Here is a 12,612-nt window from a genome sequence, read left to right as displayed (position 1 = left end):
TAAGCATGGAAATAATAAGTTATGTGCAAGGCAATGCTCCGGGCAGAAAGGTCGGATTTAGTTTGCCGGTTTTTGAGCGTATTCCAAAAAGAGAACGTACAAAATCTGTGTCGATTGTATCGCCTGACTACTCAACCGAATTAAAAATTTTCAAGGCACAGAAAATAAAACGTCCTTTTTCTCTAAAAAATTGTCTGAAAGCTGTAGGTTCGGCTGTTTCAGCTGCAGAGGAATTTATTTTTTCTAACTCAAAATCGATATTGTTTTCTTTGATTGCAGCAGCCGCTACCTTTTTGTTTTTTACAGGCGGTTTTTTGTTTGTTAGCAATCAGAAAAATTATACAGGGCCTCTGACTCTTGAAAGTGGCGATTCTCTCGATATCGAAAACCTGAATAAACTTATGTCATCTTTTGCACTTGAAGGAATTGTTGATTACGATGAATCAGGAAAAATAAACGACTCCGATATCACTTCTGCCGCACAAAAATTTACTCAGCCTGTCTCTTATCAAAATTATAAAGTTCTCAGAGGCGACACAATCGGCGGCATTGCGATAAAATTCGGGCTTACAAATATTTCAACTTTGATTTCTGTAAACGATATTGTAAACGTGCGTCAACTGGCTGCCGGACAACGGTTGAAGATTCCTTCAATCGATGGAATCATCTACACTGTAAAAAATGGAGATTCACTGAATTCGATCGCTTCAAGGTACAAAATAAAATTAAGCGACCTTCTCGATGTTAATGAAATTTCATCTGAAATTCTTGTAAAAGGTCAGCAGTTATTTTTGCCGGGCGTTGGAATGGATCAGAGCGCACTGAAAAATGCGATGGGTGATATTTTTAAACTTCCTGTCGCATCAAAGTTCCGATGGACTTCTCCTTATGGCTGGCGTATAGATCCGATTGCAAATGTAAGATCTTTTCATACAGGAGTCGATATGGCGTGTCCGTCTGGCACTCCTGTTCTTGCAGCGATGAGCGGAAAAGTTATAACGACGGGAGTGAGCCGCGTATATGGAAATTACGTCATCATCGACCATGGAAACGGGTATCAGACATTGTACGCTCACTTGTCAAAAATCATCGCTGTGAAAGGGCAGTGGGTCAGTCAGGGAACTAGGATAGGTCTTGTAGGTTCAACCGGTTATTCAACAGGCCCTCATCTTCATTTTACTGTTTATAAAAAAGGTCAACTTATAAATCCTATGACAGTTTTGAAATAAGGAAAATATGATGAGTATTTGCGGCGGATGCGGAAAATTGATAAACAGTGAGTTTCATTACTGCCCTTGGTGTGGATATTCTTGTATTGAAGAAGAAAAGCAGCATGCTGAACAGCTCAGATATGCGGAATATAAGTCAAAGATTGTCGAAAGACAATCAAATCAAATAAAACAAATGTCAGAACAGCTCGATAACCTTGAAGAAGAACTTTCTGTACTTGTTTTAAGCGTGGAGATGCATAGATGAAAAAAATATCAGCATTTATTTTAGTTTCGAGTTTGCTCGTTTTTTCTGCAAATGCCTTAATTTCTTTTGAAAATCCGGATTTGAACTTAAACGATGAAGTCATTTTTACAGTAAAAAACGATGCGGCAGGCACAAATCAATATAAATCGCTTTTTTTTGCAAAGCTGAAAGATGGGCAGCCCGAAAAAACTCCACAAGTGATAACGTGCTATCCCGAACAGATGGAACTTTTAAATGGAGGAGACACCCTTCAGATTAGAAACCGATATGGAATCGCAAGATATGAATCTCGTAAAGGAATATTAAACTGGATCGAAACTTTTTCAGAGCTTCCTGAAAATACGCTTTCGGTTGTCCCTTATTCCATAAGCCCCGACGGAAAGTATCTTTGCTATATCGATAAAACTTCTCTGTATTCAGGAAATCTTGTACTTGAAAATTCCGATAAAAGCCGTCGCAAAATAATTGCAGAAAATGTTTTGAACACATACGAAAATCTCCCCTTAAAATGGTCGCCGAATAGCAATATTTTAGTTTACGAAAAAGATAATACTGTTTATTTTTGCAATCCGGATGCTGTTCTTCGCGGTGTTGAAATCGATGAAAAATACAGAAAAATCGGACGCGGCACAATAAATTCTCTTTACTGGGCAAGCGCTAAATATCTTGCTTACGTAGATGATTATATTTTGTATAAGATAAATGCAAAAGAATTGTATACGCTTGGACTTTATTCAGGAATCATAGGGCGCGGAACTCCGATGGGAAGACTTCCGTTTCAGTTCAACAGCCAGACAGATAAAGTTTCTTCAAATCATGATGTCAGCAGAGTTGTAATCACTCAAAACGGGCGGTTGTTCACTTACCTTGCTGTGCAGAACGCTTCATACGATTACATGGATGTTGTCTATTCGCGTCCATATATAGAATCTTCTGCGTCGCTCGCCGCTTCTTATGTTTTCTGGGATAACTCCGGCAGCCCGATTTTGTGGCAAGAAAAACTTCCCTATGATGGAAGTGCTGAAAAAGCTTCCGTTTTTAAAATCGGTTCAGCTCCGCAGCATGTCCTTGAAATCACAGATTCAGGCAAACCTTTTATCTCACCAAACAATACAAAAATCGCGCTTTTTGCAGGCGAAAAAGTTTATGTTTATGATATAAATACATGGAAACGCATCGCTGAACTTTCCGGTGAAAAAGTTACATCTGCTCTTTGGGTAGATGATACTTTGCTTTATGTAGGTGGTGAAAAAACTATCCGCCGATGGAACATCGTCACTGACAGTGCAGAGATAATTACTATTTCTTCTGCAGAGACAGGTTATTGGAATGATTTGGATTATTCAATTTTGGCAGATGCAGGAAACAAAAAATTCTATAAGTATAATACTGAATCAGGGACGTGGTCAGCTGAAAATACAAGCGGCGCATTTCAGCAAAAAAAACAGAATGGCAAATACCGCGTGTTCATTGGCGCTACAGAAAATAAAAAATATGAAAACGCATTGTATACGCGTTATTTGAGCAAGCGTGCAGTGACAATTCCTTTTTTCAAAGAAAGTACAAGGAAAACTGCCGGTCCTGGGAAAGTTGCGCTCGTGTTCGACCTGTATGATAACGCTGATGGACTTCCAAAAATCTTATCTGCCTTAAAAAAATACAACGTCCGTGGTAATTTTTCTGTAAATGGAGAATTTATCAGAAGATATCCTTATGAAACTAGACAGATTGCAGCGAACGGTTACAACTGCTCTTCGATGTTTTTTAGCACAACAGATTTGACAGACAACAGTTTTGTTATAAACGAAGATTTTGTACGCAGCGGGCTTGCTCGCAATGAAGACGAATTTTACGCCTGCACAAAAAAGGAACTCAGCCTTTACTGGCATGCACCGTATTATGAAGTTACTCCGAAAATAATAAAATATGGAAACAATGCAGGATACAATTATGTCTATGTAAGTTGTGAACCGCTTGAATTTACTTCAATAGGGCAAAATCCTGAGGCAATAATAAGCAGATATGTAAGTGCTTTAAAGAAAACAAACGGCGGAATCATTCCTGTGACAGGTGGATTTTCCGGAGAGCATCATTCAAAACCGCTTTACAACTATCTGGACGTGCTTATCAGTGTTCTGATAGATTCAGGTTATGAGCTAGTAGATTTGACAGACTTATAATTATTTTAAGACTATATTATTCTTCGTCGTCAAAACGGCTACGGTAAGTTCCATAGCCGTCTTCTTCTTCAACGTCGTCGTAAGGTTCGTCTACATCATCTTCTTCTTTGAAAACGTCATCGTAATAAAGATCTGCATCGTCATCAAATTCATCTAATGCCTTATCATCGTCTTCGTAATCATCAAAATCGTCGTCCAAATCTTCGCCAAAATCATCGTCTTCGTAATCATCGAAATCATCATCATAAGAAAAAGACATAGTCATTTCTTCAAATTCTGAATTTGCAGACATAAAAACCTCGGTTTTTTTTCACGTTTCTACTAAAACTTCTCAACCAATAGAAATGTAAAACAGATATTGCTTATAGTCAACTGGTTTTTGTTGAGTTTTTATTCGGTTTCATTCGATTTTTTGATTGGTTTTATGAAGAAAAAACATAAACAAATTGCAACTGCATATAAAATTGCAGTGACAAGTAACACGTGCTGATAACCTGTAGGGTTTGCCTGAACTCCGTGTACTTCAATAAATGAGCCTGTTTTTCTTACTATATAGGATGCCATCTGGTTTCCAGTCAGACCTGCAAAAGCCCACGCAGAAAGCGTAATTCCGTGGATTGCAGATATGTTTCCCATCCCATAATGGTCAGATAGAAGTGTTGGGATGTTTGAGAATCCTCCACCATATCCTGCGTTTACAATGAAAATAAGAATCATAACAAATGCGATGAGGATTGAGTTTCCTGCTCCTTTTGAAATTCCTTGCGTGAATAGAACAATAAAAGTTGAAACAATTGAGAGTGAAAAAATCAATTTATAGATAGTGTTGCGGTCTTTCATCTTGTCAGCCCATGCAGAAAATCCAAGCCGACCACCTGCATTGAACAATGCGGAAATTGTAGAGATAAGTCCTGCATAAGCTCCAAGCCCTACGCATTTTATGATCATTTTTTCTTGTGAAATAATTGCAAGACCACAAGTTATGTTTATATAGAACATAAGCCAAATGCCGATGTACGATGATACTGGTTGTGACTTAATCGCAGCAATCATTCCCTCATCCTTAGATTTATTTTGAGGTTCTACCCAATGTGAAGGTTTTGCAAGCATAAAGTGTCCTACAAGCATCATCACAAAATAAACGCCTGCAAGAATATAAAACATTTTGTATATTCCTGTCGGTCCCATGTTTTCGAGCATCTCCTGCATTACTGGAGATGCTATTGCTTTTGCAGCTCCAAAACCTGCCACTGCAAGACCTGTCGCGAGACCTTTCCTATCTTGAAACCACAGCATAAGAGTTTTTACCGGAGAAAGATAACCTGTTCCAAGACCTATGCCCATTATAAATCCATAGCAAACATAAATTCCGGCAAGTGAAATAACACTTTTTTGATGTATGCCGCCGTACCATATAAAAAATCCGGTTCCCGTCATGCCAAGCGCAAATGTGATAGAGGCAATAAGCGAAGATTTATGGATATTTTTTTCTACAAGTTTACCTAAAAATGCAGCCGAAATTCCGAGGAAAAAAATTGCAAAGCTGAAAGCCCATTCTACAGCTCCTTTTGAAAAGCCTATGTGGTTTGCAATTTCCTGACTGAAAATTGACCAGCAGTATACAGTTCCAATACTGCAGTGGAGGAGAAGAGCAGGAATTGCACCGCGAATCCATTTGTTTTGAATGTTTTTCATAATTAATTTCCCTTCATTTAAAATAGCATTAAGGGAAATTGTATCATAAAACATTGATATTGCAATATAATTATTTATCAGATAATAGGTTGTAAAAGCCTACAGTTTTTAGAATTTTGTTCTGTATCCTAAATCTATTGAAAAAGCTTTTGTTTTATCTCCATTTATAAAATCCATCAGCCGAATCTTTGATTGAATGTGAATTTCTCCTGAAAGGAAATTTGTATAAATATAAGGAGTTATGTTTATGTTATATTCGCTGTTCAATAATTTTTGAGGTTCTTTTAGATCCAAAAATGTTTTATCGATTAAAGAAAATCCTGCGTGTGCGCCGATTGTGAACGGCTGCGAACCGATGACAAACGAATCCAAATAAATGTTCAGATTTGCTCCAAGAGTGTCATCGACTAAAAGTAGTTTTTTTACAGTGTCTTTCGGAAGACAGAATATACTGATGTTTACTCGAAGTGCGTCGAAGAGAAATCTAGGCTCAAGCAGAATGTAAAAATCATCAGGCGAGATAATTGAATTTCCTTGTGGCACAAATGATGCATTGTAAATGCCAGCTTGAAGGAACAGAGATTGTGTGTAATTATTGCCGAGAAGTATTGTCGTTCCTGCATGCCAATAGATTTTTTCAATTGCAACTATTACATCATTTCCTTTGTATTTGTTTTCCAGAGGAATTCCAACTCCGGCTGCAAAGTCAAATGTGAAATATCTTAACACATTTGCAAAACGCAAGTCGGTGTTCAACACGTAATTTTTTACATCTTCGTGATTGATGTAGACGTATCCACCAAGAGCAATTGGTGCAGGATGAAATCTCAAAACATTTGAAATGCCGACACCAAAATGAGGATAGAGAATTGAGCCTGCAAGCCCTAGATAACTTTCCGTAATTTTTGAACTGATTGGTTTTATCGTAAAATATCTTTGAAGAAATACATCTGACCCTACAGGATCGTATGTTCCCATAAACAAACTGAAATAATTTGATGCTTCATACAGATTTCCGCGAAAAATAAAAGAAATTTCATCAACTTGAAACATCGAAGGAGTTGCATGGAAAAGCGATTGATTTAAAAAGTCTTGCGTATCTACAGAAAATTCGATGTGACTCCAAAAGTTTTGCGAAAAATTGAATTGTCCTGCAAAAAAAGCTTGGAGTTTAAGTTCCGGGTCGTATTCTTTTACATCAGGGTTTGCGATGTAATTTAATTTACCGCCTGCATAACCGCTGAAAAATGTTGCACCGAAAGCGCCGGATATAAACAGGAAAAATGCAATCGCCATACATGAAAGATGTTTTTTAATCATAATATAAAACTCCTGTTTCATTATCGGCAGAAAAACGACATTGGAACAGTTTTTTTTATTTGTCGCTTTTTAACCACCGGGACAAGTTTTGCTTCACAAAACTTGTATCAGACTCTATGCATTGAGCTAAAAACTTTTTCGTTCATTATGTTGATTTCAACGCCCATCTCTTCGGCTTTTTTGTTCATCGCCGTCCTCAGTTCATCGATAGAAATGTTCGCATTATCAAGTTCTATCATCATTATCATAACAAAGTTTCCTGAAAGGATTGTCTGTGTTATGTCTTTGATGTTTATGTTGTTTTCGCTCAAAAACTCGCTGACTTTTGCTATTATCCCAACTTTGTCAGATCCTACGACTGTGATTATTGCGTTCATAATTTACCTGCCTTTTTTTTGTTATATCACAAAATTAAAAATTATTTCCAAGTGTTGCTGCAATTACTGCTTTTATCGTATGCATTCTGTTTTCTGCTTCGTCAAACACTGCTGACTGTTTGCTTTCAAAAACATCATCTGTAACTTCCATCGCTTCAAGACCGAACTTTTCTCCAATTTCCTTGCCAATCTTTGTATTTAAGTCATGAAACGAAGGTAAATCGTGCATAAAGATTGCATCTGGCTTTGCTTTTGCCATGACTTCTTTGTTTATTTGATAAGGTTTTAAATCTTTTATGCGTTCAGTCCAAACTTCATCAGGTTCACCCATGGAAACCCACACATCAGTATAAAGTATATCTGCATCTTTTGCCGCTTTTGATACATCTTCCTCGAGAGTTATAGAACCTTCGCTGTCATCACACCACTTAAGGCATTCATCAATTAATTTTTTTTCAGGAAGATATTTTGAGGGCGCACAAAGAGTGAGGTTCAACCCGAGCTTTGAACATGCTATGCAAAGTGAATTTCCTATATTGTAACGCGCGTCTCCAAAGTAAACTAGTTTACGCCCTTTGAGTTTTCCAAAACGTTCACGGATTGTCATCATGTCCGCAAGCATCTGTGTTGGATGATATTCATTTGTAAGACCGTTCCAAACAACAACTCCTGAATATTTTGCAAGTTTTTCGATGAGGCTTTGCTGATATCCGCGGTATTCGATTCCATCAAACATGCGCCCCAGAACACGTGCCGTATCGGCAATGCTTTCTTTTTTACCGATTTGGCTGCCTTCTGCAAGATAAGTTGTGCTTATTCCAAGGTCATGTGCGGCAACTTCAAAAGCACACCTCGTTCTGGTACTTGTCTTTTCAAAGATAAGGGCAATATTTTTCCCGCGGTGAATATCTACAGGGATTCCTTTCTTTTTTTTCTTTTTTAAGTCGTCTGCCAAATCAAGCAACCCGATTATTTCTTTAGAAGTAAAATCCTTTAGTGTAAGAAAATTTCTGCCAGTTAAATCCATGAGTAACCTCGTGTAACATTACTTATTCCGATATTTTATCATTTTACTTATGCTTGTTCAAACATGCAAAATAATTCAAACGTCCCAATCAGCTCCAAGTGTTCCAAACTTTATCAATCAGTTGATTAATCCTCTGCTAAATTGTATCTTAACTGTTATGTTAGCTTTTACATTTTTATTGTTTCCGTTGATGCTCGCCGGTTTTTGCTTGAGCTATAGAAACTCAAAAGTTGTGCCTGTCATTTTTACAGGTTTTATGACTTCTGTTATTTTGTGTTTTATCAAAATGTTTTTTGTCTATTCACACAGAGTCGTTCCGTATTCGTATTTGAGCAATGCAGTCTATTTGATTTTTCGGCAGAGTTTTTTCCCTGTAACTGTAGTTTACAGTCTATTTTTTTTGATTTCTAAAGATGATATAGAATTCAAGAGGGATTCATTTGTTCCACTTATGTTTTCATTTTATTCAGCATTTCTTCCATACGATATTATCGCAACAGCGGAAGACGGAATTTATGATTTCTTCGGCTTGTTTATAAAACCGGCTCTTTTTGCAATGATGATTATCTATATTTCATTTTTTCTGAAAGTCTTTATCAAAAAATATCAATCAACAAAAACAATAAAAGATCCGCTTGTTGTGCTCAGCGCTGCAGCGATTTTGCTCAACCTGTGTATTCCGTCGTTGATAGAGGCGATGCACATAATCGATGTCAGTTCTTTTGTTGTTGTTGTGTGCAGTTGCGTTTATATTGTTGTCGCTGTCGTATATATTTTTATAAAATCGTTTATAAAAAGTTTTTCGATATGTAAAACTGTAAAATAATAGCTGTATAAAGTGAAAACTGTAAAATAAAAAAACAGCTAGTTAAAAAAAAGATGCCGAAATGTTTGTTGACATTTCGACATCTTTTTTTTTGCCTGAATCAATTCATAAAGGCGCTACTTACTAGTCGAGAGCGTGTCCTGCAGAACCGAATACATTCTTGTTCTTTTCAGAATACATCTTTACGAGTTCGTCACGAGCATCTGAGAGATACTGGCGTGGGTCAAAATCTTCAGGATGTTCAACGAGATGTTTACGGATTGCTGCAGTCATTGCAAGCCGTCCGTCTGAGTCAACGTTGATTTTACATACAGCCGATTTTGCAGCTTTGCGGAGCTGTTCTTCCGGAATACCGATAGAGTTTGGAATCTTTCCGCCGTATTTTTCGATTTCTGCAACGTAGTTCTGTGGAACTGAAGAAGCTCCGTGCAATACGATTGGGAATCCTGGGAGTTTTTTTTCAATTTCAGCAAGAATATCGAATGCGAGTGGTGGAGGAACAAGAGTTCCGTCAGGACGGCGCGTACACTGTTCAGGAGTGAACTTACAGCGACCGTGTGATGTCCCGATAGAAATTGCAAGAGAATCACATCCTGTCTTCTGAGTAAAATCGATTACTTCTTCAGGTTTTGTGTATTTTGAAGATTCTGCAGAAACATCTTCTTCTACACCGCCGAGTACGCCGAGTTCAGCTTCTACTGTAACATCGTGCGCATGAGCGTATTCAACAACCTGCCTTGTCAATTTAATGTTTTCATCGTAAGAGAGAGCAGAACCGTCGATCATTACAGATGAGAATCCATTGTCGATGCAGTCTTTAGCAACTTCAAAATTTGGACCGTGGTCAAGGTGAAGAACTATAGGGATATCGCATCCGAGTTCATGAGCGTACTCTACAGCACCGCGAGCCATGTTGCGCAAAATGTATTTGTCAGCGTAAGCTCGAGCTCCCTTAGAAACCTGCAAGATTACAGGTGATTTTGTTTCAACACAGGCTTTAATTATGGCCTGCATCTGTTCCATATTGTTGAAGTTATATGCTGGAATTGCATATCCGCCTTTCATTGCCTTTGCAAACATATCTCTCGTGTTTACAAGGCCGAGATCTTTGTAAGAAATAATAGCCATTAAAAACTTCCTTATAGCCGGGCATTTCTGTCCGAAGTATTATAGTAATATAATAGGCTATAATGATTTTTTTTTCAATTAAAAGATATCAATTGTAGATAGAAGATTGCAGTTTTTTGTGTTTGACAAAGATTTATATAGCAAATATAATTGGTAAGAGTAATTATTTTGACTGATTATACCGACATTTAAAGAGTATAAATCTTTTTATCGGAATGATAAAAGTTCAAGGAGTTTTGCATGAAAAGGGGACTTAAGGTTCTTGTTAGTCTTGCATGTCTGTTTGTTGTGGGGTTGCCTGTGTTTGCACAGCCTAATTCAAAGAGTCGTGAGACATTCGTATTGGATGATTTTGATTCTGTAGGTTCGCAGAATTATTTGTATCGTGGACAGACTTACAGTTGGGACTGGGCTGTTCAGTCAAGCCGTTTTATAGCTGATGGATATCCAAAAACCGGCTACTATGAAGGTGTACCTAATTCCATTAAACTGCTCTATAAAGGTACTGATAAAGAGTTTAAAACTTTTGGCGTAAAAACAGCGTTTAAACGCAAAGGCGATAACTGGTTTGAAGTTTACCCTACAAAAGATGATAAAGCATTTGAAATCCCATTTGTGGGAAATGTTTCTTCCCTCGATTTTTGGGTTTGGGGGTCAAACTATAATTACTATCTTGAAGTTATGGTAAGAGATGCCGTAGGTGTTGTTCATGTTCTTCCTGCAGGTTCTCTTGCTTTTACCGGATGGAAAAACATAATTGTAAATGTTCCTGGTTGGTTACAGCAGCATTCACACTTGCGTTCAGGTCCGGCTGATATGACATTTGTCGGATTCCGAGTTCGCACTGATTCTGAAGAATATGTAGATAACTTTGTAATTTTCTTTGATCAGATAAAATACACTTCTAACTCACTTTCATTCATTTATGACGGTTATGAACTTCAGGATGTTGATTTTGGTGACGGCGAAGGTTCTTCAAAGTCTGAGGAGGCTGGAAAATGAAAAAGTTATTAGCGTTAGGCGTTCTTGCAGTATTAGCTGCTGGAATTATTTTTGCACAGAATTCAAGTTTACAAGAACCGAATCCGGAAAACGTGGGTGCAGATTCAGCTGAATCAGCATTGCGTGAAGTTTCTGTCGATAAATTCGAACGTGAAGGTTCATGGAATGTTCATATCTCTTCCGACGATGGTACAATTGCAGGTCGTCTCTTTCAGGGTTCTCCTGCAATGAAAGAAGCTCTTCCTGAAGATGAAGGAAAAGAAAGCGAAGATACACAAGTATTTGGCGTACGCGTTGACTTCTTTAGACGAGGAAAAAATTCGTTCACAATCACTTCTGGACGTCCGATTGCAATTGAAGGAACAACAAAAACTATTTCTGTTTGGGTTTGCGGACGCAATCAGGATCATGACCTTTACGTACTCGTTCAAGACTATTTTGGACATAACTTTGAATTGTACATGGGTGACCTTGGATTTACAGGTTGGAAAAAACTTATATGTGTAGTTCCTCCAAGTCCTGATGGAAAAAATGGAATTGTTCAGAGCAGCGCTTACTTTGGAGACAGACCTGGTCTCAAGATTTTGGGATTCAGAGTTGATTGTAACCCTGTAAAAGCTCGTGGAACATTCTACATGTACCTCGATGATCTCCGTGCTGTGACAGACCTCTATGATATGGAGAATCACGACGAAGACGACATGGTTGACAACTGGTAATATAGTTTACACAAGCGAAAAAATGCAAAATCAAGGACGTTGAAAAACGTCCTTTTTTTTATTAACGCAATTTGCAATAACGGAATCTATTTTTTGTAGTTGTATATTCAATCAATTCCATTTTATTGAAAACCCAGATGATAAGGTTTGCGTTGTTTAAGATTCTTGATGACAATTTGCTTTCCTTGAGTTTGTTTTTTATATCCTTTGCGCAAAATTCCTGTGGCAAGTTTTTCGGCAGTAAATCTAAAAAATCTTTTTTTTTCATCAAAACGTCTCGTGTCGATGATTTTGTCGAGTCTTTTATCCGATTTTATCCAGTCTTTCTTAAAACGTCTTTTTCCATTCTTTGATTGGACAGGTTTCTCTGTCATAATCCGCTCTTCAATCATATCTATTTCGACAATTTCGAGCGAAAAATGTTTGTTCAGCAAAACTGAATAAATTCCTGTGAGCTCCCAAAAAATATCATAAATTGCCCCTGTTTTTGGGCTTTTCCGTATTGAGATTATTGTCCCATCTGAAGAATGCATTTCAATCGATTTTTTTATAACAATCGGATGGACAATTTTTATATTATGTCCTTTTTCGATCGTATCGAGAATTTTTGGCAAGAGTTTTGCAAGATTTTTCGTCTGAATCTCAATTATATTTTTGTTTTCAGTGACAATATCGTAAATATATCCGTAAAGCTCAACTTCTGTTTTTCCGTCATATATTTCTGAGTATATTTTTTTTAACGTTTTGTGAAGTTTACTTTCATTTAGTGTAGAAAATCTCATAAAATCACTTTTAAAAAGTATAGTATTTGTGCGTATGCATAAAATAGAATAAAGTATAAAAATTTTTATCAATATCGGTA

Annotated in this window: 13 protein-coding genes; 6 read left to right on the top strand and 7 right to left on the bottom strand. The window is 37.3% G+C overall.

What is annotated here, in order from left to right:
• Positions 1–5: 5 nt before the first annotated feature.
• From H9I37_RS08455 to H9I37_RS08445, 3 genes are read left to right on the top strand one after another with little or no spacing between them, the layout of a single operon-like run.
• Entirely contained in the window at positions 6–1,229 is a 1,224-nt protein-coding gene (locus tag H9I37_RS08455; RefSeq protein WP_187382100.1) for a peptidoglycan DD-metalloendopeptidase family protein, read from the top strand.
• A gap of 7 nt (positions 1,230–1,236) precedes the next feature.
• Entirely contained in the window at positions 1,237–1,476 is a 240-nt protein-coding gene (locus tag H9I37_RS08450) for a hypothetical protein (RefSeq protein WP_187382098.1), read from the top strand.
• Entirely contained in the window at positions 1,473–3,656 is a 2,184-nt protein-coding gene (locus H9I37_RS08445) for a polysaccharide deacetylase family protein (RefSeq protein WP_187382096.1), read from the top strand. The genes H9I37_RS08450 and H9I37_RS08445 overlap by 4 nt, the downstream gene beginning before the upstream one ends.
• A 16-nt stretch (positions 3,657–3,672) precedes the next feature.
• On the opposite strand, the gene H9I37_RS08440 is transcribed toward H9I37_RS08445, so the two are convergent.
• The 5 genes from H9I37_RS08440 to argF form a co-directional block, all read right to left on the bottom strand.
• Complete coding sequence (locus H9I37_RS08440) at positions 3,673–3,948, bottom strand: hypothetical protein (protein ID WP_187382094.1); 276 nt, start codon at positions 3,946–3,948, stop codon at positions 3,673–3,675.
• A 98-nt stretch (positions 3,949–4,046) separates the two neighbouring features.
• The gene (locus H9I37_RS08435) at positions 4,047–5,351 is read right to left on the bottom strand and encodes an OFA family MFS transporter (protein ID WP_187382092.1); all 1,305 of its coding nucleotides are present in this window, start codon (positions 5,349–5,351) and stop codon (positions 4,047–4,049) included.
• Between the two features lie 108 nt (positions 5,352–5,459).
• Positions 5,460–6,671: a hypothetical protein gene (locus H9I37_RS08430; RefSeq protein ID WP_187382090.1), complete on the bottom strand. Its 1,212-nt coding sequence runs from the start codon at positions 6,669–6,671 to the stop codon at positions 5,460–5,462.
• A 107-nt stretch (positions 6,672–6,778) separates the two neighbouring features.
• Positions 6,779–7,048: an ACT domain-containing protein gene (locus H9I37_RS08425; RefSeq protein ID WP_187382088.1), complete on the bottom strand. Its 270-nt coding sequence runs from the start codon at positions 7,046–7,048 to the stop codon at positions 6,779–6,781.
• Positions 7,049–7,082: 34 nt separating this feature from the next.
• Positions 7,083–8,075 (bottom strand): ornithine carbamoyltransferase, encoded by a 993-nt coding sequence (gene argF / locus H9I37_RS08420; protein WP_187382086.1) that lies wholly within the window; start codon positions 8,073–8,075, stop codon positions 7,083–7,085.
• 157 nt (positions 8,076–8,232) lie between these two features.
• Between argF and H9I37_RS08415 the strand changes: the two genes are divergently transcribed.
• Entirely contained in the window at positions 8,233–8,901 is a 669-nt protein-coding gene (locus H9I37_RS08415; protein WP_187382084.1) for a hypothetical protein, read from the top strand.
• Between the two features lie 123 nt (positions 8,902–9,024).
• Here the strand turns inward: H9I37_RS08415 and H9I37_RS08410 are convergent, their stop codons facing one another.
• Positions 9,025–10,023 carry a class II fructose-bisphosphate aldolase gene (locus tag H9I37_RS08410; RefSeq protein WP_187382564.1) on the bottom strand — a complete coding sequence of 333 codons (999 nt, stop codon included), beginning with the start codon at positions 10,021–10,023 and terminating at the stop codon, positions 9,025–9,027.
• 246 nt (positions 10,024–10,269) lie between these two features.
• Here H9I37_RS08410 and H9I37_RS08405 point away from each other — a divergent pair, with 246 nt between their 5' ends.
• Both H9I37_RS08405 and H9I37_RS08400 read left to right on the top strand, forming a co-directional pair.
• Positions 10,270–11,031 carry a flagellar filament outer layer protein FlaA gene (locus tag H9I37_RS08405; protein ID WP_187382082.1) on the top strand — a complete coding sequence of 254 codons (762 nt, stop codon included), beginning with the start codon at positions 10,270–10,272 and terminating at the stop codon, positions 11,029–11,031.
• The gene (locus H9I37_RS08400; protein ID WP_187382081.1) at positions 11,028–11,750 is read left to right on the top strand and encodes a flagellar filament outer layer protein FlaA; all 723 of its coding nucleotides are present in this window, start codon (positions 11,028–11,030) and stop codon (positions 11,748–11,750) included. Before H9I37_RS08405 ends, H9I37_RS08400 begins: the two co-directional genes overlap by 4 nt.
• Positions 11,751–11,872: 122 nt before the next feature.
• Here the strand turns inward: H9I37_RS08400 and H9I37_RS08395 are convergent, their stop codons facing one another.
• On the bottom strand, positions 11,873–12,532 hold the full coding sequence (locus H9I37_RS08395) for a DUF8091 domain-containing protein (RefSeq protein WP_187382079.1): 660 nt from the start codon (positions 12,530–12,532) through the stop codon (positions 11,873–11,875).
• Between the last annotated feature and the right edge of the window lie 80 nt (positions 12,533–12,612).

It is taken from the genome of Treponema sp. Marseille-Q3903 (assembly GCF_014334335.1).
Lineage (GTDB): Bacteria > Spirochaetota > Spirochaetia > Treponematales > Treponemataceae > Treponema_D.
The sequence above is the reverse complement of the archived record's forward strand: the minus strand, read 5'-3'. Positions and strand labels throughout refer to the sequence as shown.